Source organism: Streptomyces liliifuscus, from assembly GCF_016598615.1.
In the GTDB taxonomy this organism is placed as follows: Bacteria; Actinomycetota; Actinomycetes; order Streptomycetales; family Streptomycetaceae; genus Streptomyces; species Streptomyces liliifuscus.
Window position 1 is genome coordinate 6,350,169 of record NZ_CP066831.1, and the last position, 21,799, is coordinate 6,371,967.

At 70.4% G+C, this 21,799-nt stretch carries 18 protein-coding genes and 1 riboswitch; of the genes, 8 read left to right on the forward strand and 10 right to left on the reverse strand.

Annotation, left to right across the window (positions count from 1 at the left end; translation table 11 throughout):
* Positions 1-31 precede the first annotated feature (31 nt).
* From JEQ17_RS27300 to fahA, 6 genes are all read right to left on the reverse strand, one after another.
* Positions 32-832: an ABC transporter ATP-binding protein gene (locus JEQ17_RS27300; protein WP_200397665.1), complete on the reverse strand. Its 801-nt coding sequence runs from the start codon at positions 830-832 to the stop codon at positions 32-34.
* Positions 816-1,679 (reverse strand): ABC transporter permease, encoded by an 864-nt coding sequence (locus JEQ17_RS27305; RefSeq protein ID WP_200397666.1) that lies wholly within the window; start codon positions 1,677-1,679, stop codon positions 816-818. Before JEQ17_RS27305 ends, JEQ17_RS27300 begins: the two co-directional genes overlap by 17 nt.
* A complete protein-coding gene (locus JEQ17_RS27310) occupies positions 1,676-3,019 on the reverse strand; it encodes an ABC transporter substrate-binding protein (protein WP_200397667.1) in 1,344 nt (447 codons plus the stop codon). Before JEQ17_RS27310 ends, JEQ17_RS27305 begins: the two co-directional genes overlap by 4 nt.
* A 15-nt stretch (positions 3,020-3,034) precedes the next feature.
* Positions 3,035-3,262 carry a 4Fe-4S dicluster domain-containing protein gene (locus JEQ17_RS27315; RefSeq protein WP_010986276.1) on the reverse strand — a complete coding sequence of 76 codons (228 nt, stop codon included), beginning with the start codon at positions 3,260-3,262 and terminating at the stop codon, positions 3,035-3,037.
* Positions 3,263-3,310: 48 nt separating this feature from the next.
* Complete coding sequence (locus JEQ17_RS27320) at positions 3,311-4,090, reverse strand: GntR family transcriptional regulator (protein WP_200397668.1); 780 nt, start codon at positions 4,088-4,090, stop codon at positions 3,311-3,313.
* Between the two features lie 368 nt (positions 4,091-4,458).
* The gene (fahA, locus tag JEQ17_RS27325; protein ID WP_200397669.1) at positions 4,459-5,730 is read right to left on the reverse strand and encodes a fumarylacetoacetase; all 1,272 of its coding nucleotides are present in this window, start codon (positions 5,728-5,730) and stop codon (positions 4,459-4,461) included.
* 245 nt (positions 5,731-5,975) lie between these two features.
* On the opposite strand from fahA, the gene JEQ17_RS27330 reads away from it, so the two are divergent.
* From JEQ17_RS27330 to JEQ17_RS27340, 3 genes are all read left to right on the forward strand, one after another.
* Positions 5,976-7,232 (forward strand): carboxylate--amine ligase, encoded by a 1,257-nt coding sequence (locus JEQ17_RS27330; RefSeq protein ID WP_200397670.1) that lies wholly within the window; start codon positions 5,976-5,978, stop codon positions 7,230-7,232.
* Positions 7,233-7,307: 75 nt separating this feature from the next.
* Positions 7,308-8,570, forward strand: a complete 1,263-nt coding sequence (locus JEQ17_RS27335) for an FAD-dependent oxidoreductase (RefSeq protein ID WP_200397671.1) — start codon at positions 7,308-7,310, stop codon at positions 8,568-8,570.
* 311 nt (positions 8,571-8,881) lie between these two features.
* Positions 8,882-9,697 (forward strand): HAD family hydrolase, encoded by an 816-nt coding sequence (locus JEQ17_RS27340; protein WP_200397672.1) that lies wholly within the window; start codon positions 8,882-8,884, stop codon positions 9,695-9,697.
* A 133-nt stretch (positions 9,698-9,830) separates the two neighbouring features.
* Here JEQ17_RS27340 and JEQ17_RS27345 read toward each other — a convergent pair whose 3' ends face one another.
* From JEQ17_RS27345 to JEQ17_RS27360, 4 genes are all read right to left on the reverse strand, one after another.
* A complete protein-coding gene (locus JEQ17_RS27345) occupies positions 9,831-10,574 on the reverse strand; it encodes a transglycosylase SLT domain-containing protein (protein WP_200397673.1) in 744 nt (247 codons plus the stop codon).
* 3 nt (positions 10,575-10,577) lie between these two features.
* A riboswitch (cyclic di-AMP (ydaO/yuaA leader) is annotated at positions 10,578-10,742 on the reverse strand.
* A gap of 357 nt (positions 10,743-11,099) precedes the next feature.
* Complete coding sequence (locus tag JEQ17_RS50730) at positions 11,100-12,020, reverse strand: DUF5959 family protein (RefSeq protein ID WP_325176288.1); 921 nt, start codon at positions 12,018-12,020, stop codon at positions 11,100-11,102.
* 73 nt (positions 12,021-12,093) lie between these two features.
* Positions 12,094-14,088, reverse strand: a complete 1,995-nt coding sequence (locus JEQ17_RS27355; protein ID WP_200397674.1) for a CocE/NonD family hydrolase — start codon at positions 14,086-14,088, stop codon at positions 12,094-12,096.
* A gap of 28 nt (positions 14,089-14,116) precedes the next feature.
* The gene (locus JEQ17_RS27360) at positions 14,117-15,631 is read right to left on the reverse strand and encodes a peptide MFS transporter (protein ID WP_407700163.1); all 1,515 of its coding nucleotides are present in this window, start codon (positions 15,629-15,631) and stop codon (positions 14,117-14,119) included.
* A gap of 369 nt (positions 15,632-16,000) precedes the next feature.
* On the opposite strand from JEQ17_RS27360, the gene JEQ17_RS27365 reads away from it, so the two are divergent.
* The 5 genes from JEQ17_RS27365 (at position 16,001) to JEQ17_RS27385 (ending at position 21,784) form a co-directional block, all read left to right on the forward strand.
* Positions 16,001-17,011 carry a polyprenyl synthetase family protein gene (locus tag JEQ17_RS27365; protein WP_200397676.1) on the forward strand — a complete coding sequence of 337 codons (1,011 nt, stop codon included), beginning with the start codon at positions 16,001-16,003 and terminating at the stop codon, positions 17,009-17,011.
* 175 nt (positions 17,012-17,186) lie between these two features.
* Complete coding sequence (locus JEQ17_RS27370; RefSeq protein ID WP_200397677.1) at positions 17,187-18,212, forward strand: CHRD domain-containing protein; 1,026 nt, start codon at positions 17,187-17,189, stop codon at positions 18,210-18,212.
* A 345-nt stretch (positions 18,213-18,557) separates the two neighbouring features.
* A complete protein-coding gene (locus JEQ17_RS27375) occupies positions 18,558-19,772 on the forward strand; it encodes a LolA family protein (RefSeq protein WP_200397678.1) in 1,215 nt (404 codons plus the stop codon).
* Positions 19,773-19,821: 49 nt separating this feature from the next.
* Positions 19,822-20,889, forward strand: coding sequence for an ABC transporter ATP-binding protein (locus JEQ17_RS27380; RefSeq protein ID WP_234048387.1), 1,068 nt, complete (start codon positions 19,822-19,824; stop codon positions 20,887-20,889).
* The gene (locus JEQ17_RS27385) at positions 20,876-21,784 is read left to right on the forward strand and encodes an ABC transporter permease (protein WP_200397679.1); all 909 of its coding nucleotides are present in this window, start codon (positions 20,876-20,878) and stop codon (positions 21,782-21,784) included. Before JEQ17_RS27380 ends, JEQ17_RS27385 begins: the two co-directional genes overlap by 14 nt.
* Positions 21,785-21,799: the final 15 nt, after the last annotated feature.

Below are 21,799 nucleotides of genomic sequence, written 5' to 3' on the forward strand. Positions count from 1 at the left end.
GGGCTTTCCGGGGTGTCCACCAGGGTGCCTTTCACGTGCTCAGGGAGGTGAGGACTTCGCGGCGCAGAGCCACGCGTGCGGGGTCGTCGTGCGCCGTACGGTCGCGTGGCCGTGGCACCTCGCGCACCGCGGTGAGCCGGCCGGACCCGAGGAGCGCCACGCGGTCGCCGAGGAACAGTGCCTCGTCCACGTCGTGGGTGACGAAGACGACGGTCGCTCCCGTGCCGTGCAGCACCTCCACCAGCAGGTCCTGCATGCCGGCCCGGGTCTGGGCGTCCAGGGCACCGAAGGGTTCGTCCATCAGGACGGCGCGCGGGCGCGGGGCGAGCGCGCGGGCCAACTGCGCGCGCTGGCGCTGGCCACCGGAGACGCGGTGCGGCAACTGCCGTGACCGGTCGGCGAGTCCGACCCGGTCGAGCCAGGACTCGGCCTGCCTCCCTCGTTCGCCGCGCGGCAGCCCCTGGATGGCCAGGGGCAGTTCGACGTTGGCGCGCAGGGTGCGCCAGGGGAGCAGGGCGTCCTCCTGGAAGACCAGGGCGCGGTCCGCCGCCGGTCCTTCGATCCGCCGGCCGTCCTGCTCCACCGCTCCGGCCAGGACGGGCAGCAGCCCGGAAAGCGTGCGCAGCAGCGTCGACTTGCCGCAGCCCGAGGGGCCGACGACGGTGAGGATCTCGCCCGGGGCGACATCCAGGTCGACGTCGGTCAGAGCGGAGGCGTCCGGTCGGCCGAGCGTGGCGGCGCGGAGGGTGAGCCGGGTGCCGCGTACGGGCGCGGGTGCCCGCACCGCCTCCTTCGTCTCGGCGGACGTTCGGGTCTCAGACGAGGTGCTCATCGCGCGCCTCCTCGGTGCGGACGGCGGTGGGGGCGTGACCGGCGTGCGAAGGGCGCTTCGGTGTCCTGGTGCGCGCCGCGGGGACGTACGACGTGCGCGGGAGCCAGCGGGTCAGTCGGCGGCCGAGGAGTTCCACGGCCGTAGAGGTGAGCCAGCCCAGCACGCCGATCGTGACCATGCCGACGAAGACGCCGGGGTAGTCGACGACCGTGTAGTCCTGCCAGGTGCGGTAGCCGACGCCGTACTGGCCGGAGATCATCTCGGCGGAGATGACACAGATCCACGAGACGCCGATGCCGACGGAGAGGCCGCCGAAGATGCCGGGCAGGGCGCCCGGCAGGACGACCGAGCCGAGGATCCGCCACCGGCCGCCGCCCATGGTGCGTACGGCCTCCTCCCAGGCGGGGGTCAGCGCGCGGACCGCGTGCCGGGTGGAGACCAGGACCGGGAAGTAGGCGGCCGTGAAGGTGATGAAGACGATGCCCTGTTCGTTGGAGGGGAAGAGGAGGATCGCGACGGGGACCAGGGCGATCGCCGGGATCGGGCGGACGACCTCCAGCAGCGGGCCGAGCAGGTCCTCGGCGAGGCGGGAGCGGGCCACGAGCACGCCTGTGGCCACGCCCAGGACGGCCGCGAGCAGGAAGCCGGACAGGATCCGGGTGAGGCTGTCGGTGAGGTCGGTCCAGTAGTCGGGGCCGCTCACCCGGTCGGCGAAGGCGTGCGCCACGTCGGCGACCGTCGGGAACTGCGAGAAGCGCAGCCACAGATCGACGTTCAGGCTGGTCAGCAGCTGCCACAGACCGAGGGCGGCCGCCAGTGAGACCGCCCTCAGCACGTACCGGGTCACGACGCCCGCTCCAGTGCGCCGGCGTACGTGATGACGCGGGCGTCGGCGTGTCCGGCGACGTACGCCTTCGCGGTCCCCGGGGCGACGAAGGGCAGCAGCTCGTCACCGTCGGCCAGCCAGACCGCCTTGTCGGCGAACCACAGGGTGCCGGTGGTGGCGTCGGGGACGTAGGCGGCGCGGATCCCGTCCTTGTGCTTCGCGACGTAACCCAGCAGCTCGGCGGGCGACTTGAAGGTACGGGTCTCGGCGGCGCCCTTGGGCCACACCTCGCTCGCGGCCGGTGCGGGCGCCGAGGCCAGGCGCTCGGCGTAGTCCGGGCCGAGGGCCTTCCTGACGTACTGGTCGTCGACGAAGGAGTCCACGTCCACGTCACCGGTCAGCTTCGCCGCCTTCAGGATCGAGACGTCCTCCTTCAGGGCGGAGACGAGCTTCGGCTTGATCGCCGGGTCGAAGGTGGCGATGCCGTGCGCGCCGTTGTAGAGGTACACGACCTCGGCGGGCAGCCCGGTCGCCTTCGCGACCTTCTCCGCCGCGGCCACCGGGTGGTCGTGGAGGTAGTCCGTCGCCTCGGCCTGGGCCTTGAGGAACGCCTCCAGTACGGCGGGGCGTTTCTTCGCGAAGTCCTCGCGGGCGGTGACCCCGTGGAAGGTCGGCAGGTTCAGTTCGGCGCCGTCGTACAGGGCCTTCGCCTTGCCCTGGAAGGCGAGCAGGCCCGGCCAGGCGACGAACTGCGAGAGCGCGTCCGTGCTGCCCGCCGAGAGTGCCGAAGCACCCACCGCGGGCTGCTGGTTGAGCTTCTCGATGCCTTTGTCCGGGTTGATCCCGGCGCGCTGCAGGGCCCGTACGAGCGTGCCGTCGGCCGCCGAGCCGATACTCGTCGAGACCTTCTTGCCGCGCAGGTCGTCGAGGGAGTCGAGCTTCGAATCCGGCGCCGTGACGACGGTGTTGAGGCCGCCGCGCAGGTTGTAGCCGGTGACGGAGACGAGGTGGGTGGGGCGGCCCAGCTGCTTGCCGCGGGCCGCGTTGATCAGCAGCGGGAAGTCGCCCATCGAACCGATGTCGATCTTCCCGGCGGTCATCTGCGCGGTGATGGGGGCGCCGGTCGCGTAGTCCTGCCAGTTCACCTTGTAGGTGTGGCCGTCGTGGAGGGCGTTCAGCTGCTGCTCGAAGGAACCGAGGGAGCGCAGGAGAGTGCCCGCGGTGACGGTGTTGATGGTCTTGGACTGGTAGCCCACGGTGACCGTCACCGTGTTGCCGCTACCGGCCTCCGCGCTGCCGCCGCAGCCGGACAGGGGAAGCAGCAGGGCGACCGCGGACAGGGCAACTGCCGTGCGTTTCATGGGGATTCTGGCCTCTCACCGGAGCAGATAGGGCATGTTGACCGTCACGGCTCCGGTGGGGCAGCGGGCCGCGCACGGGCCGCAGTACCAGCACTCGTCGACGTGCATATAGGCCTTGCCGTTGCTCTCGTCGATGGCGAGGGAGTCCAGCGGGCACATGTCCACACAGAGAGTGCAGCCGTCGATGCACTTCGACTCGTCGATGGTCACGGGCACGTCGGCCCGCTGGGGCGCCAAGGGCATGGCTGTCTCCAGGGAGGTCCCGCAGATACGGGAAAGGGGGCGGGGAGGTCAGAGCGAGCGGCGCAGCAGACCGCTCATCGTGATGCGGTCGCCGCGGAAGCGGATGAACTCCAGGTCGACGGGCCGGCCGTCGGCGAGGTGGGTGAGGCGCTCCAGCATCAGGACGGCCGAGCCGCGCGGGGCCTGCAGAACCGTCGCGGAGTGCGCGTCGGCGTTGACGGCCTCCAGGGTGATCTCGGCGTGCCCGAGCGGCTGTCCGGTGATGCCTTCCAGAAGGCGGAAGACGTCGGTGTTCTCCAGGTCGGCGCCGAGCAGGGCGGTGCCGAGGTCGAGTGGGATGTAGGTGAGGTCGAGGGAGAGCGGGAGGCCGTTGAGCCGTCGCAGCCGCTCGATGTAGAGGACGTCGGCGCCGACGGGCACCCGCAGCCGTTCGGCGACCGGGGCCGGTGCGGCGACCGGGCCCGCGGTGCGGACCTCGTTGCTGACCCGGCCGTGTTCGCGCAGGGTCTCCGCGAGTCCCATCAGCCGGTCGAGCCCGTGCGGGTACTTCTCGGCGACGACGACCGTGCCGACACCGGGCTGCCGTTCCACCAGACCCTCGGCCCGCAGCAGGTCGAGGGCCTGGCGCACGGTGTTGCGCGAGGCCCGGTAGTCGGCGCCGATGGCCGCCTCGTGCGGCAGCGTGCCGTGCGGGAAACCGCCCGCCAGCACCTGGTGGCGCAGCAGGTCGGCGAGTTGCCTGGCCCGGTCCGCGCGCAGCCGCCGCCGACGGGCGGCGACGGTGGTCGCGCCCTGGCCGGCATGGTCACGGATGCGTTCGCTGGGCATGCGACGGACCATACCGACGGGGTACGGAATCTGGTGTTGCCGGAGTGTTGCGCCACCAGCGACTCCACCGGCCGACCGGATGACCTGCGGCTTCTCCGGGGACGCGACAAGATCTGCCACTACGGACACCCCGTAAAGAGACCGCCTCGGCAGGCGCCCCTTCAGGGGCGCGGGGAACTGCGCGCCAAGCCCCCACCGCCCCGCAGATCCGAACGACTCCGCGTCAGCGAACACCAACGCGCCCCACTGGAAGGGCGGCCCCGGCCAGGCAAGGACCGCCCCGGCCAGGCACGGCCCGCCCCGGCCAAGTACGGGCAAGCCCGCCTACGCGCCCGCCGCGTTGCCGGACGCGCCCGCGGGGCAGACGGCTACGCGCCCGCCACGACCCGCCCGCTCACCTCGCCAAGACCCACCCGCGTGCCATGCGGCCCAGGAGCCCACGCGGTCAGCGTCACCGTGTCCCCGTCCTCCAGGAACGTCCGCTTGCCGTCCGGCAGTTCGAGGGTGTCGCGCCCGTTCCAGGTCAGCTCCAGAAGGGAGCCCCGCTCGTTGTCCGAGGCCCCGCTCACGGTGCCCGACCCGTACAGATCACCCGTGCGCAGCGACGCGCCGTTCACCGTCATGTGGGCCAGCTGCTGGGCGGCCGTCCAGTACATGGTCGAGAAGGGCGGCTCGGAGACGACGTGGCCGTTGATCGCGACGGAGATACGCAGGTCGTAGCCGCCGGGGTCCTCCGAGGCGTCGGAGGCGTCGTCCAGATACGGCAGCAGCGGATGCGTACGGGTCGGGGGCGCGACCCGGGCGTCGTCCAGGGCGTCGAGCGGGGTGATCCAGGCCGACACCGAGGTGGCGAAGGACTTGCCGAGGAACGGGCCGAGGGGGACGTACTCCCAGGCCTGGAGGTCGCGAGCGGACCAGTCGTTGAGGAGGCAGAGCCCGAAGACGTGGTCGCGGAAGCCGCTCAGCGGCACGGCCGTGCCCATCGCGGAGGGCGTGCCGACCACGAAGCCGACCTCCGCCTCGATGTCCAGCCGGACGGACGGCCCGAAGACAGGCGCCGGGTCGGCCGGGGCCTTGCGCTGGCCCGAGGGGCGTACGACCTCGGTCCCGGAGACCACGACGGTGCCCGACCTGCCGTGGTAACCGATCGGCAGGTGCTTCCAGTTGGGGGTGAGGGAGTCCTCGGCGTCGGGGCGGAAGATCTGGCCGACGTTACGGGCGTGGTTCTCGGAGGCGTAGAAGTCGACGTAGTCGGCGACCTCGAAGGGGAGGTGGAGTGTCACCTCGGAGAGCGGGTGCAGCAGGGGCGCGATCGTCTCGCGGTGCGCCGGCACGGTCACCCACGCCGTGATCGCGCGCCGCACGTCCGACCACGCCGTGCGGCCGGCCGCGAGCAGTGGGTTCAGCGAGGGACGGGCGAGCAGCGCGGCGTACGGGGAGCCGAGTTCCACGGCGGCGGCCCCCGCGTCCAGCACGTGGTCGCCCAGCCGAACGCCCACGCTCCGCCGGCCGGAGTCGCTGTTGGACTTGCCGTCGGACCCGCTGTCGGATCCGGTGCCGGGCCCGCCAAGGGAGAACACGCCGTACGGAAGATTGTGCGGGCCGAAGGGATCGCCCTCGGGGACATCGAAGGGGGGCATGGGGTGCTGCCTCGCTTTCCGTGTGGGTGGGGCACACGTTACGGGGGAGTTGCCCTTCTTGGGCAGTGTCTAAAGGGTTCGCAATGTCCGTTCTAAAGGGTGCGCAAGAGTTCGCAATGTCCGATTGGGGCCCGGGTCGGAGTGGTTGATTCCGGCTTAGCGTCCATTCGGGGGACACGGGCGAGTTGGGTCCGCGTCCGTAGGGGGGACACGTGGGGGGACCCGTGGCCAGAAGCTCCGCAGGCATGCCTTCCGGCGTGCCTTTCGACCTGGACCGGGAAGTGCCGGGCCTGATCGTGAAGTTCGGCGACTACCCGCTGCACCACGGCGGAGTGGGCGCGATCCGCAGCCTCGGGCGCCTGGGCGTACCGATGTACGCGATCACGGAGGACCGGTACACGCCCGCCGCCGCCTCGCGGCATCTGCGGCAGGCGTTCGTCTGGCCGACCACGGGCACGGAGCGGCCGGAGCGGCTCGTCGAGGGGCTGCTGCGCGTCGGGCGCCGGATCGGCCGGCCCACCGTGCTGATCCCGACCGACGAGGAGGCCGCGGTGCTGATCGCCGAGCACCAGGCGGAACTCGCGGACCGCTTCCTGTTTCCCGGAGTGGACGCCGGCCTTCCGCGCCGCCTCGCCAGCAAGCAGGGTCTGCACGAACTCTGCCTGGAGCACGGCATACCCAGCCCGGAGTCCGCCTGCCCGGAGTCGTACGAGGAGATCGAGGACTTCGCGGCGAAGGCGGCCTTCCCGCTCGTGGCCAAGAACTGCGAGGCCTTCGTGCGCCGCTCGCGCCCGGCCGTGAGCGGGACGACCCGGATCGCGACCCGCGACGGGCTGCTCGCGCTCGCGCGCGGCTGGGGCGAGCACCCCGGGGTGATCCTCCAGGAGTATCTGCCCAGGGAGGACGCCGAGGACTGGATCGTGCACGCCTACTTCGACGCCGACTCGACGCCGCTCGCCATGTTCACCGGCGTCAAGGTCCGCTCCTGGCCGCCGCACGCGGGGATGACGGCGAACGCGTACGTGGTCGACAATCCGGAACTCGCGGACATCGCGGCGCGTTTCATCAAACAGATCGGCTTCAGCGGCGTCGTCGACCTCGACCTGCGCTTCGACCGGCGCGACGGCCGCTACAAACTGCTCGACTTCAACCCGCGGATGGGCGCGCAGTTCCGGCTCTTCGAGAGCGAGTCGGGCATCGACGTCGTCCGTGCCATGCATCTGGACCTGACCGGCCGCACCGTTCCGGAGGGGGAACAGCTCGCGGGCCGGCGGTACATCGTGGAGAACATCGACCTGCCCGCCCTGCTCGCGTACCGCCGCAGCGGCTACACGACACCGCACGCCCCCGCCCACGCGAGCGGCACGGAGCTGGCGTGGCTGGCGGCGGACGATCTGCGGCCGTTCTTCACCATGCTCGCGCGCTTCGTACGGCCCGGAGTGAAGCACATGTACCAGCTGTGGCGGACCAACCGCCGGAGTGCCCGCGCGACCGCGGGTTGAGGGGCCTGTCCGACCAAGAACGAGCAGTACGCGAGCAGTACGTACGGCGAAGCAGCGTCCTGGGGAGGGGACTTCGTGATGGAGCCGGTGGCAGTGATCGGTGCCGGGCCCTTCGGCCTGTCCACCGCCGCGCATCTGCGAGCGCGCGGCATTCCGGTACGGGTGTTCGGTGAGCCCATGGTGAGCTGGCGCGCTCACATGCCTGAGGGGATGCTTCTGAAGTCGACCCCGGCCGCCTCGAACATCGACGCCCCGCAGCGCGGGCACAACCTCGTCGACTACTGCGACGCGGCCGGCATCCGCCGACTCGTCACGGACGAGGACATCGTCCCGGTCGAGACGTTCGTCGCGTACGGGGAGTGGTTCCGGCAGAAGCTCGTGCCGGACCTGGAGCGGGTGCGGGTCGTCTCGGTCGACCGGCGCGGCCATCAGGGGGACACCGGGCGGATCGGTCAACGGGGTGGCCCAGGGGGCGGTCGGCGCGGCCCGGCGGGCTTCGAACTCAAGCTGGACTCCGGGGAGTTGTTCACCGCTCGGGCGGTCGTCGTCGCGACAGGGCTGTCCGGGCTGGCATATCTGCCGCCCGAGCTGGCCGCGGCCGCGCCCGACGGACCGACCCCCACGGGGCCCGTCTCGCACAGTTCGCAGCTCCACGACCTGTCCCGGTTCTCCGGCAAGGAGCTGATCGTCGTGGGGGCGGGCCAGTCCGCCCTGGAGACGGCGGCGCTCGCGGCTGAGGCGGGCGCGCAGGTGCGCGTGGTGGCGCGCGGCAAGGGATCGGTCGCCTTCGGCGCGCCCCCCTGGACGCAGCCGAGGCTGCGCCCCGGGTCGCCCTTCGGACGGGCCTGGTCGCTGTGGGCACTCAGCTACTACCCCCACCCGTACCGCCATCTGCCGCCGCAGGCCCGGCACTTCCTCGTCCGCCGGGTGCTCGGCCCGCTCGGCGCCTGGTGGCTGCGGGAGCGGTTCGAGGGGACGGTGCGGGTGAGCGAGGTGTCGCGGATCGTCCGCTCCGGATCGGAGGGTGGCCATCCGGCCCTCGCCGTCCGGACCCTCGACGGACGCGTCGAGGAACTCTCCGCGGACCACGTCGTCGCCGCGACCGGATACCGCGTCGATCTCGCGGCGATGGACTTCCTCGGGCACGAACTGCGTACGGAGCTGGCGGTGAGCCGGGGGACACCGAAGCTGGGCGCCGGGTTCAGGTCCTCCGTACCCGGGCTGTACTTCACGGGGCTGCCGGCGGCGGCTTCGTACGGGCCCGTGATGCGGTTCGTGTGCGGCACGGAGTTCGCCTCACCGAGGCTGGTCCGGCATCTGGTGGGGGCGCGCGGCTGAACGGAACCTCCGCTTCGTGCGCGTACGCATCGACGCGTCGTTGAAGCCGCCGAGCGGCCGCGAAGGCCGTGCGCGAGCCGTGTCCACGGGGCGAGGCCGGGCACGGGGAGGCGGGGCCGAGAGCGGGCGAGGGGCCGGTTGACCGGGGGCTCGGGAGCAGGGCGGCCATGGTCAACTGCTCCTCGGCGCCTGCGATTTGCCTCCGGGCGGCCGACGGATGGTGCCGACGGGCACCCCTGTGCCTGACGAGATACCGGACGACGTCCGGTTCCCGTCGAGTCGTTGGGGCGTTCGATCCGTATTCTCTGATCATGGCCGCACCGATTGCATATTCACTCATCGCCACTGACCTGGACGGGACGTTGTTGCGAGGCGACGACACCCTGTCGGACCGGTCACGCGCCGCGCTGGCGATGGCAATCGGGAGAGGTGCCAGGCACCTCGTGGTGACGGGGCGCCCGGCACCACGCGTACGCCCCCTGCTGGACGAACTGGGCAGCCAGGGACTGGCGGTGTGCGGTCAGGGGGCGCAGCTGTACGACGCCGGCGCCGAGCGCATGGTCTGGTCGGTCACCCTCGACCGCGAGCTGGCCGAGACGGCGCTCGGCAAGATCGAGGCGGAGGTCGGGGACGTGTACGCCGCGGTCGACCAGGACGGGGTCGACGGACTCACGCTCATCGAGCCGGGGTACGAGATGCCGCACCCGACACTCCCAGCGGTCCGCGTCCTGCGTCGCGACGACCTGTGGACGGAACCCATCAGCAAGGTGCTGCTGCGCCATCCCCTGCTGTCCGACGACGAGTTGGCGTCCGCGGCCCGCGGAGCGGTCGGTTCCCTCGCCACGGTCACGATGTCAGGACCCGGCACAGTCGAACTCCAGCCATGTGGCGTGACCAAGGCGACGGGGCTCGCCCTGGCGGCCGAACATCTCGGCCTCACCCCCGCCACAACGATCGCCTTCGGTGACATGCCCAACGACATCCCGATGTTCGACTGGGCGGCCCACGGCGTCGCGATGGCCAACGCGCACCCCGAACTCCGGGCGGTGGCCGACGAGGTGACCCTGTCGAACGAGGACGACGGGATCGCGGTGGTACTGGAACGGCTCTTCGGCCCGCGGCCCTAGCTCCGCGTCGCCGAGAAGGCGCGGCACCGGGCGGGCCCGCGGAGAGGTGGGTTCCCCTCGTCGCGGGCCCGCCCGGTACAGGTTCGCGGTACCGGCCCGCCCGGTACCGGCGGCCTGTTCGCCGTCGGCCCGCTCAGTAGGCCCCGAAGACGTTGTCGATCGAGCCGTACCTCGCGGCGGCGTAGTTGCACGCCGCCGTGATGTTGGCGACCGGGTCGAAGGGGTCCATCGAGGTGCCGGCCACGTGGTACGCGTTGAAGGTCGGGTCGATGGTCTGGAGGAGCCCCTTCGACGGCGTACCGGCCGCGGCGTTGGAGTCCCAGTTGTTCATGGCCTGCGGGTTGCCCGACGACTCGCGCATGACATTGCGGTAGATGCCGTCGTACGACCCCGGGATGCCCTGCTGGGCCATGATGTCCAGCGACTCCTTGATCCAGCCGTCGAGGTCGTTCGTGTACGTCTTCGCGGCGGCGGGGGTGACGGCGGACGCGGTGGTCGCCTTGGTCGCCGTGGCCTTCTTCGCCGAGGTCTGGGCGTTCTTCGTGCCGACCGTCAGCTTGAGGCCCGGGCGGATGACCGCCGGGTCGTTGCCGATGACCGCGCGGTTGGCCTTGTACAGGTTCTGCCAGCCGCCGCTCGTGGAGTGCTTCTTGGCGATCTTGGTCAGGGTGTCGCCCGCGACCACCTTGTACGTGACGAGCGAGACCTGCGGGACCGCGGACGGTGCGGCCTGGGCGGTCTGCGTCGGCTGTGCGGCGTGGGCGCCGGTGGCCCCCACGAGGGGGAGCGCGAGCGCGGCTCCGCCGGTTCCCGCGGCGACGATGCCACGCGTGAGGGTGTTCATTCTGGGGCGGCGGTGCTTGCCTCGTGCGGCCATGGCGCGTTTCCTCTCCGACGCCTGCGAGGTGAGCTGTCGGGTTCGGGCGGGAGCTGCCCGGCCGCATGCTGCACGCGGCTTCACCCCGAGCCGTTCCGGAATCCGGACCGGCGGCCTACCTGGGTCCCCCGCTCCTGCCGTACGCGAGTGAATGGGTGGTTGGGATCTCCGGGCGGCGGCAGGATTAGGCGGTCCATCCGGAGTGACGTGAACGTATGCGAGAGCACATGCCGTGAACAAGCCCAGAATTCACATCGCGATGTCATTTGCCTGTTCGGGACGGATGGGAATTCTTGATCCATTCGGAAGGCGAAGTTCAACTTGCTTTGAGCAAAGGTGAATCGACCGGCCGGGCAAAGTGACCGTCCGGGACGGACGTGACTCAATTCACTGGCACAGGTGGGGAATTAAGTGCTTCATGTGCTTAATGTGGGCAAGTCGGGCGGAGTCTGGATGTCCGCCCAGTCGACATAAGGGACTACTTGTCCAGATATGTTCTCGCCGCTCTTCGGGATTCCGGAGAGTTCAGTCCTCCGGGTTCCAGAGGGTCAGCACCTCACGCAGTTTCTGCCGATGGCTGTCGATCCAGTTCCCGGGAAGATCGACGGGGACGCACACGGTGGCCATGGAAATCGTGTCGTCCTCCACGATCACCTCTGGGCAATCCCGTTCTCCCGTGAGCCGAATGGAAATCGACGGGCCTCGCTCCACCGTCATCCAGGAGATGTCCTCGCCGCGATGCAATGCGGCGTCCAGGGCGTTCCCCCAGGTCTCAAGTCGGCGGCGCCACAGAGAGAGTTCGAGGCGGCCGCTGACGAAAGGCGTCTCAACGACGATCTCGGCAGCGAGGCCCGCCACCATCCGCGGGTGCCGGCCGAGGACCGTGATCCTGACGGAATTGCCCTCCTCGTCGGCGAGGAGCGCGAGGTCCGTCGGGCCGGTGCGGTGGTCGGCCGGGAGGTCGGCGTCGCAGAGGGCACAGACGAAGTGGGCGTCCTGTACGGAGTTCCACCCGGCGCAGGACGGACAGCGGCGGTAGGTGATCGGGTGGGTGTAGCCACCGGTTCCGGCGTCTGTGCGGTCGATGCCCACGCGGGTGAGGGCCGCCGCGAGCGACCGCCACGACTCGGGGTCGGGGCAGTAGCCGGTGGACTGGTTGCTCGCGTACGTGATCTCCCAGCCGGAGGCGGCCCGAGCGAAGCCCAACTCCCCGGCGGCGCGCACCGGTTTCCCGTCCGCGCAGGCCACGTGTTCGGAGCGGCGTGGAGCCAGGCGCAGGGTCATGGAGGCGTCGACGACGAAGGTGAACGGCTCGGCGAGCTCGTCGGCGGGGCGGACGGACAGGAAGGCGTCGAGGTCGGCCGGGGTCCGGATCCGGGCGCCGCCCCCGCCAGGCCGGACGGCCTCCCTTATGTCATCGGGCCCCACATAAGCGTATGCGGTCATGGGGTCCCTGCACACGCGATTGAGGTCGTGTGGCCCATGTACGCGTTCGCCGTCATGCGGGGAGCGTACGAGTTCACCCCGCGGTCCGCGGAATCCTTTTCTCCCAGGTGCGGTGGAACACCACCTCGTCACCGTCCTTGCAGATCACCTCGTTCGAGGTGATGAAGTCCGCCTCGTCGCAGGTGGTTTCGGAGTGTGCCTCGACGCTCGCGTCCCACGGCAGGTCCGGCCGGTGCAGCCGGACGAACCAGTCCGAGCGGGCGCGGGCGGACAGCGGGTCCGACTCGACGATCGTGTACGTGTCCAGGGCCTCCTCGGTGAATTCGAGGCCGTCGGGATACACCCGGGTGCCTCCGTACCGCGGGTCCACCTCCAGGCGCCACTCACCCTTGGCGACATCGCGGACGACAAGGCGCTCGGGGCGCGGCTCGTCCAGGGTCGCGGGGAAGTTGACCCCCATGGGCTCCGCCTGCTCCGGCTCCTCGAAGGAGATGGACGGGTCCGACTCCTGTGCGCGGAGCGGGAGTTCCAGCACGCTCCCCGAAGGGGTGAGGGTGAAGCCCGCCTCCGAACCCGGCTGGGGCCAGATCCACGGCCAGTACGCGGAGGAGACGGCGAGACGCACACGATGGCCGGGAGGGAAGGCGTGGCCGATGGCGTTCAGGTCGAGAACCACGTCCTCCGTAGAGCCCGGTTTCCAGGGAACCACCTGGTCACGGCCATGCCGGGCTGACAGGTTCAGAACGCCCCGGGTGACGAGGGTCGAGGAGCCGTCCGGGGCCACGTCGCAGATTCGGGCCACTACTTGTCCACACGTCGCCTCCGTGGTGAGCCTCAACCGCACCCGCGGGCGGCCCAGCACCCAGATCTCCTCCGGGACCGCGAAGTCGAAGCACGCCGACCTCCCGTCCTCGTCCCGCTGGTCGGGCGGCAGGTCCGCGTCGTTGCCGAAGGGGAAGAAACGGCCGGCGTCGACCCCCGTGTGCTGGGGGGACCGCACCACCACGGGCTCACCCCTGAGGGCGTACGTCACCGGGGCCACCAGGGGAGAGGGCCAGGCCGGATCGCCGACCCAGCGGCCCGGCAGCGTCGGGTACACCGTGGCGGGCGGATGGGAGTCGCTGACGTACGAGCGCAGGAGCGGCTCGGACATGATCCCGGTCTCGGTGCCCTTGAGCCAGTGGTCCCACCAGCGCAGCGTCTCCTGGAGGAAGCCGATCGCCGGGCCGGGCGGCAGCCCCCGGTCGGGGTACTGGTGCGACCACGGCCCGACGATCCCCCGTACGCGGTCGGCCGGGAGGTGTTCCGCCAGGCGCAGGACCGTGTCCCGGTACGGGTCGTGCCAGCCGCCGACCGCGAGCACCGCCGCCCGGATCGCCGAGTAGTCCTCGCACACGCTGCCGCGGCGCCAGTGGTCGTCCCTCGTCTGGTGCGCCAGCCAGGTGTGCAGGAACGGATCGACGGTCTCCAGTCGTTTGATCCACAGGTCGTGCCAGACCTCGCCCGCGTACACCGGATCCGGCGGGCGGGAGACGAACGTGAGCATGGTCGCCGCCCACGCGTGCATGTCGACGGCGAGCACGGAACCACCCATGTAGTGCACATCGTTGTCATAGCGGTCGTCCGTCGAGCAGACCGTGACGACCGCCTTGAGCGGCTCGGGCGCGAGGGCCGCGATCTGGAGGGAGTTGAAGCCGCCCCAGGAGATGCCGAACATGCCGACCTTTCCGGAGCACCAGGGCCGGGCGGCGAGCCAGTTGACGACCTCGACCCCGTCGGCCAGCTCCGTCGGCGAGTACTCGTCACCGGGCATGCCCTCGGAGTTGCCGTGCCCCCGGATGTCCACGCGTACGGACGCGTAGCCGTGCCCCGCGTACCAGGGGTGGCGCTGCCAGTCACGCGGGGCCGTCCAGTCGGTCAGGCGGTAGGGCAGGTATTCGAGCAGGGCCGGTACGGGTTCGTCGGTGAGCGGGCGCCACACGCGCGCGTAGAGCTTGGTTCCGTCCGGGAGGGGAACGCGGATGTCCTCGTGAGTCGTCTCGTAGGGGAAGGACGTACGGATGCGCATGGCGGTGACCTCCAGGGCCTGTGGGGTCTCAGTGGACCGGGTGCATCGTGCGGCGCAGCCAGGGCGCGGAGGCGATCACGAGCAGGCCCGCGGCGACGGCGATCGCGCCGTTGACGCCGAAGTAGGCGGGCTTGGAGACGTCGTCGTAGAGCTTCACGGTCTGGGCCTGGATGCCGTTGGCGAGGGCCAGCGAGAGGAACCAGAGGGACATCGTCTGGCTGGCGAAGGCCCGCGGGGCGAGCTTGGTGGTGGCCGACATGCCGGAGGTCTCCAGGAGGATGTCGCCGAGCCCCAGCAGGAAGTACGAGCCGACGATCCACCAGGCCGACATCAGGTAGTCGTCGTTGTCGTGGCCCGAGGTCGGCAGCACCATCAGGAGGAAGGACAGGCCTCCCAGCACCACCCCGAACGCGATCTTGTTGGAGGCGTGCGGCTGGCTGTGCCCCATCCGCACCCACAGCGCGGCCACGACCGGGGCGAGCGCCACCTCGAAGGCGCCCAGGGCGGACGCGTACCAGCCGGCGGGGAAGTCGAAGCCGAGGATCGTCGTCTCGGCGTTCGACGCGGCCAGCAGCATCATCGTCGAGTACGCCTGGAAGAGGATGAAGTTGAAGACCGTGGAGGCCAGGAACAGCACGATGTACGGGCGCAGCCGGCCCCGTTCCCCGGGAGTCACCCGGGGACTCCTGAACATCACCGCGAAGTAGACCACCGGCGCGATCACCGAGATCAGGGTCAGCAGGTCCACGAAGCGGCCCATGGTCAGCCATCCGGCGGCGGCCAGCAGGACCGCGAGGACGGCCACGGCCAGCAGGCCGAGGACGATCAGGCGGACGGCCCTGCGCATGGCCGCCGGCGGCAGCGCGAACTCGGCCGCGTTCCTGCGTCCGGCCAGGTGACGGCGGCCCGCGACGTACTGGATCAGGCCGAAGGTCATACCGACCGCGGCCGCCGAGAAGCCCCAGTGCCAGCCCTGGTGGTCGCCGAGCCAGCCGGTGATCAGCGGACCCGCGAAGGCGCCGATGTTGATCGCCATGTAGTACACGGCGAAACCGGCGTCGCGGCGGTCGTCGTCGGTGCGGTAGAGCTTGCCGACCATGGTGGCGACATTCGGCTTCAGCAGGCCCGTGCCCGCGCTGATCAGGCCGAGTCCCGCCCAGGTCATGGCCGCGGTGGGCACCGCCATCGCGTAGTGGCCGCAGGCGATCAGGACACCACCCCACAGGACCGCCCGGTACGAGCCGAGGATGCGGTCGGCCAGCCAGCCGCCGGCCACCGAGACCAGATAGACCAGCGTCCCGTACGCGGCCGAGACGGACGCGGCCGTTCCGGCGGACATTCCCATGCCGCCGTGGGCCACCGTGTCCGCGAAGTACAGGACGAGGATCGCCTGCATCCCCAGGAACGAGAACCGCTCCCAGACCTCCAGGCCCGAGAGGGTGAGCAGGCCCCTCGGCTGGCCGAAGAAGGCATGGTCGTCGGCGGGGTCCGAGCGAGGGCCACCGGGTTCCGGATCGGGCTCCGGATCGGGGTCGGACTCGATCGTGTCGCGGGACAAGGAGCATCACTTCCTGAAAAATGGCTCGCTTTCAGGACGTACCGCATGTGTCGTCCGTACCGGATGTATCAGTCTTATCGGCAGATCAAGAACATACCTTCCGTGATCGGATACCGCCCGGCTGGGGGCGGGGGGCAAAAGGGGGCAGGTGGAGCGTGTCAGGCAGGGTGGTGGCAGGTGACGGGCGGGCGCTCACTGTGATCGAAAGGCGACCGGATACGCTGACTTGAGTGCCAGCAGCGACACATCGACAAACACCCACAGCATCCGCAGCACCTGTAGTACCCAGCAGGCCCAGCACACTCAGAGCATCCAGACACCGCCGCTGAGAGCGTCAGCAGACAGGAGACCCTCGTGACCGTCGTCGGGCCGTTCGGGCTGAGCGTGCGGGACCAGGCTCTCGAAGCCGATGTCCAGGCCGGATTGGCGGCTGTCGAGGAGGGACTGCTCGAGGCCACCAAGAGCGAGGTCCCGTTCATCACGGAGGCCGCGCAGCACCTCGTGCGCGCGGGCGGCAAGCGGTTCCGGCCGCTGCTCGTGACGCTCGCCGCGCAGTTCGGTGACCCGTACGCGCCGGGTGTCGTGCCCTCGGCCGTGGTCGTCGAGCTGACGCACCTCGCCACGCTGTACCACGACGACGTGATGGACGAGGCGGACGTGCGCCGCGGAGTGCCCAGCGCCAACAGCCGCTGGGGCAACTCGGTCGCGGTCCTCACCGGCGACTTCCTCTTCGCGCGGGCCTCGCACATACTGGCCGACCTCGGCCCCGAGGCCGTACGCATCCAGGCGGAGGCGTTCGAGCGGCTGGTCACCGGCCAGATCCTGGAGACGGCGGGGCCGCGCGACGGGCGTGACCCGATCGACCACTACATGGACGTGCTCAGCGGCAAGACCGGCTCGCTGATCGCCGTGGCCGGACGATTCGGCGCGATGATGTCGGGCGCCGACGAGACGGTCGTCGACGTGCTGACGCAGTACGGCGAGCGGCTCGGTGTCGCCTTCCAGCTCGCCGACGACGTGCTGGACATCGCCAGCGACTCGCGCGAGTCCGGCAAGACGCCGGGCACCGATCTGCGCGAGGGCATCCCGACGATGCCCGTGCTGCGGCTGCGCGAGCGCGTGGAGCGGCTGGGGCTCGCCGAGGACATCGCGCTGTCGGAGCTGCTCGCCTCGGACCTGTCCGACGACGCGCGGCACGCCGAGGCGTTGGCCAGGCTGCGGGTGCACCCGGCCCTGGACCAGGCCCGCCGCGACACCGTGCGGTACGCGGAGGACGCCCGCGCGACGCTGGCCCCGCTCCCTGAGTGCGACGCGAAGGCGGCGCTGGTGGAGCTGTGCGACGCGGTGGTCCACCGAGCGGGCTGACCTGCGCGTCTCCCCGTTTTTCCGCGGGGTCCCCGCGGATTCTTCCCCAAGATCCCTTTTGTGTGTGACGCAGGTCACATCTCTGGAATGAGTCCAATCTAGGATCCGTTCCGTAGTTCATGCACAGAAGCTGATGCAGGGGGCATCAGCGGAACTACGGGGAGAAAAAAGAATCATGGGGACGATTGTTACGTTCGCACAGCGTCGTAAGAGCCTCGTCATGACCGGCGTCGCGGTGGCCACCGCGGCCGGAGTCGCCGCCGCCGTCATCCCGGCGGTCGCCGACAGTGGGAGCTCCGGCAAGGGTTCGAGCGCGAGCGCGGGCCACTCGGGGCACGGGGACCGGTCCATCGAGGTACAGAGCGGCGCTCTCGCCGGCGGCAGTGGCGGCACCATCCTCGCCGCGAGCCTGAACGGTGCCAACGAGGTGCCGGTGCAGGGCGGCCCCGCCGTCGGTGACAAGGACGGCGCGGCGCTCCAGTTCGTCAAGGTCAAGGGGGACAAGGTGTCCGTCGCCGTCAAGTGGCGCGGCACCGGCAAGCCGACTCTGCTCCACATCCACCAGGGCGCCAAGGGGGTAAACGGCGGTATCAAGGTCGACTTCACCAAGCTGCTCGACAACGCCAAGGGCCGCAAGGTCACCGGCACGGTCAAGGTCAAGGACGCCGCACTGCTCGGGCAGCTGAAGGCCGACCCGGGCGGCTTCTACGCCAATCTGCACACCGCCGAGTTCCCGGGCGGAGCCGTCCGCGGCCAGCTCCACAAGGTCACGACGAACTTCGACTTCCGGCACGCGCTGAACAACTTCCAGGCGTCCGTCATCAAGGGCAAGCAGATCTACGAGTGCAAGAAGGCGGCCGACGGCACCACGTCCTTCGCCCAGCGTGACGTGGCCGCCGTGCTCGGCGGTCCCATCGCGCACTCGTTCGTGAAGCCCAACTCGGGTACTCCGCAGTGGATCGCGCCCGACCGCAGCGCGGTCACCGGCGCGCTGATCTCCAAGACCCCGAACGGCGACAAGAACATCCCCGAACTGGACCTCAGGGCCACGCAGTCCGGCAAGCACCGGGGGCTGCTCGCGGGCACCGCGGAGATCCTGCGGCTGAACACCGTGGGCGGGGTGGCTCCGGCCGGGTCCTGCAAGGTGGGCAAGATCGTGGGAGTTCCGTACGGGGCGGACTACGTGTTCGTGAACCGGTGAACAGCCCGCTGACCACCGGCTGATCCGCCGGATCCGAAAGCGCTCCACCCGGATCCGAAAGCGCTCCACCCAGAACCGGCAGCGATCCACCCGGATCTGAAAGGGTTTCACCCGGCTCCGGCGAGATACACGGACGGCGTCTTCCCCGCACGACCCCTACGGGTCGGGGGAGGCGCCGTCCACCCATGTCATACCGCAGGTGTACACGGAGTTGGCTCCGAGGTCTGACGCTTTCCGCCGGCCGATTTGGTCAGATTGGACACACCACTTCACAGGAGTTCGGGTGACAATGGCGGCCAGGGGTGGACGAGTGCATCAGCCGCCGACAACGGAGGTAGGGCACACATGGCACCGTACGAAGCCGACGACAACACGAACGAGGACCTGCGCACCGGCCGACGCAAAGCCGCTCGGTACGTCGTCCCCGTCGCGGTGCTGGGGGTGGCGGCCGCGACCATCGGGCTCGTCCCGGCGTTCGCCGGTTCCGGCGACCCGGACCTGCCGGACATCACCGCCCAGCAGCTCATCGAGAAGATCGCGGCGTCGGACGTACAGCAGCTGTCCGGCACGGTGAAGATCAGCACGGACCTCGGCCTGCCGAACCTCGGCGGTCTGGAGAGCAGCCTCGGCGGCGGGATGGCCGGAGGCGGCGACGACTCGGGTTCCTCCGCGGACCCGTCGTCCAAGCTGCTTGAACTGGCGTCCGGTACGCACACGTTGCGGGTCGCGTCCGACGGCGAGGACAAGCAGAAGCTCTCACTGCTCGACAAGGCCGCCGAGTACAGCGTGATCCACAACGGCGACGAGGTGTGGGCGTACGACAGCGCTTCGAACGAGGCGTACCACATGAAGGACTCCTCCGGCGCCGCCGAGAAGGGGACGAAGGGCAAGTCCGACGATGTGCCGGCCACGCCCAAGGAACTGGCCGACGAGGCACTGAAGGCGGCCGACGACACCACATCCGTGACCGTCGACGGCACGGTGCAGGTCGCGGGCCGTGACGCCTACAAGCTGCTGATCAAGCCCAAGGCGTCCGGTTCGACGGTCGGCGCGATCTCCATCGCGGTGGACTCGAAGACCGGTCTGCCCCTGAAGTTCACGCTGACCCCGGCGAGCGGCGGCGCGGCCGTCATCGACGCGGGCTTCACCAAGGTCGACTTCTCCAAGCCGGCCGCGTCCACCTTCGACTTCAGCCCGCCCAAGGGCACGAAGGTCACCGAGGGCGACGAGGCGAAGTCCGAGGGCCCGGCGGACCGGGCGAAGCCCAACGGCGGCGAGGACCTGGACAAGGAGTTCCAGGGCCTGAACGTCATCGGTGAGGGCTGGAGCTCGATAGCCCAGTTCGACACCGGCGGCGAGGGCATGCCGTCGGAGTCCTCCGGCGCGGGTGACGCGGGCCGCTTCCTCGACTCGCTGGGCGACCACGTGACCGGCAAGTTCGGCTCGGGCACGGTCTTCTCGACCCGCCTGGTCAACGCGCTCATCACGGACGACGGCAAGGTCTACGCGGGCGCGGTCACCAAGGACGCGCTGGTGAAGGCGGCCAACGCGGCGAAGTAGCGCACGCGGTCCCGGAGCCCCATGTGGGAAAGGCGAAGTGAGGGAGTCGATGGCGGAACTGTCCACCGCGGACGGGGACATGGCAGGTGAGCGCGGCACGGCCGACGCGGGTGACACCGCGGAGGCCGGTCACACGGCGAAGGCCGGTGACACGGTGGCGGACGCGGCAGCGACCGCGGACACGGGTGACACCGTGATCGCCACCCGCGCCCTCACCAAGCGCTACCGCGGCGGACAGCTCGCCGTCGACGGCCTCGACCTGGCCGTCCCGGCGGGCAGCGTCTTCGGCTTCCTCGGGCCGAACGGCTCCGGCAAGACGACCACCATCAGAATGCTGATGGGCCTGATCGAGCCGACGTCCGGCACGGCGCGCGTGCTGGGGCAGCCCATGCCGCGCGCCACGAGCACCGTGCTGCCGCACGTCGGCGCGCTCATCGAGGGACCGGCTCTCTACGGCTTCCTCTCCGGCCGCGACAACCTCCTGCGCTACGACTCGGCCGACCCGACCGCCGACCCGCGCACCCGGCGTACGCGCGTCGCGGCCGCGCTCGACCGTGTCGGCCTGACGGCGGCCGCGGGCAAGAAGGCGAAGGCGTACTCCCTGGGGATGAAGCAGCGGCTCGGGCTCGCGGCCGCGCTGCTGCAGCCCCGCCGACTGCTGGTGCTGGACGAGCCGACCAATGGGCTCGACCCGCAGGGGATGCGGGAAATCCGTTCCCTGGTGCGGGAGTTGGCGTCGGACGGCACCACCGTCTTCCTCTCCTCGCATCTGCTGGACGAGATCGAGCAGGTGTGCACGCACGTGGCGGTGATGGCCCAGGGGCGGCTGATCACCCAGGGGCCGGTGGCCGACCTGGCGGCGGGCGCGCGCGGCCGGCTCGTCGTGACGACACCGGATCCGGGCGACGCGGCCCGGGTGCTGAAGGAACAGGGCATGACCGATGTCGTGGTCGCCGAGGACCGGGTGACCGCCGAGCCACCGGACCGCGAGCTCGCCGAGGTGAACGCGGCGCTGGTGAAGGCGGGCGTCCGCGTCCGGGGATTCGGGGTCGAGCGGGCCTCGCTGGAGGACGCGTTCGTGGCACTCACGGGGGAGGGATTCGATGTCGCGGGCTGAGCTCACCGAGCCGCCGGCCCAGGCCGCGAAGGCAGCCCTCGGCGCACGTACGCCGACCCCGCTGTGGACCCTCGGCCTGCTGCGCAACGAACTGGGGACCACACTCCGGCGGTGGCGGACGATCGCGCTGCTCGGTGTGCTGGCCGCGGTGCCGGTGCTGGTCGGGATCGCGGTGAAGATCGAGACGAGTGACGGATCGTCGGCCGGAGGCGGCGGAGGCGAGGGCCCCGCCTTCATCGCGCAGATCACCAACAACGGACTGTTCCTGGTCTTCACCGCACTGGCCGCCACCCTGCCGTTCTTCCTGCCGATGGCGGTCGGCGTCGTCGCGGGAGACGCGATAGCGGGCGAGGCCAACGCGGGGACACTGCGCTATCTGCTGGTCGCCCCGGCCGGCCGGACCCGCCTGCTGATCACCAAGTACGCGACCACGCTGGCCTTCTGTGTCATCGCGACCCTCGTGGTGGCGACCTCGGCGCTCATCGTGGGCGCGCTCCTGTTCCCACTGGGCGAGCTGACGACGATCTCCGGCACGCGGATCAGTTTCGGCGAGGGGCTAGGGCGGGCGCTGCTGATCGCCCTCGCCGTCGCCGCGTCACTGATCGGGATCGCGGCCCTCGGCCTGTTCGTCTCGACCCTGACGAACAGCGGGATCGCGGCGATGGCGACGACCGTCGGCCTGCTCATCACCGTGCAGATCCTGGACCAGATCCCCCAGCTCCACGCGATACAGCCGTACTTCTTCTCGCACTACTGGCTGTCCTTCGCCGACCTCATGCGCGACCCGGTCTACTGGGACGACCTGATACGCAACCTGCAGCTCCAGGGGCTGTACGCGGCGGTGTTCGGCGCGGCCGCGTGGGCGCGGTTCACGGCGAAGGACATCACCGCGTAGGCCACACCGCCGCCC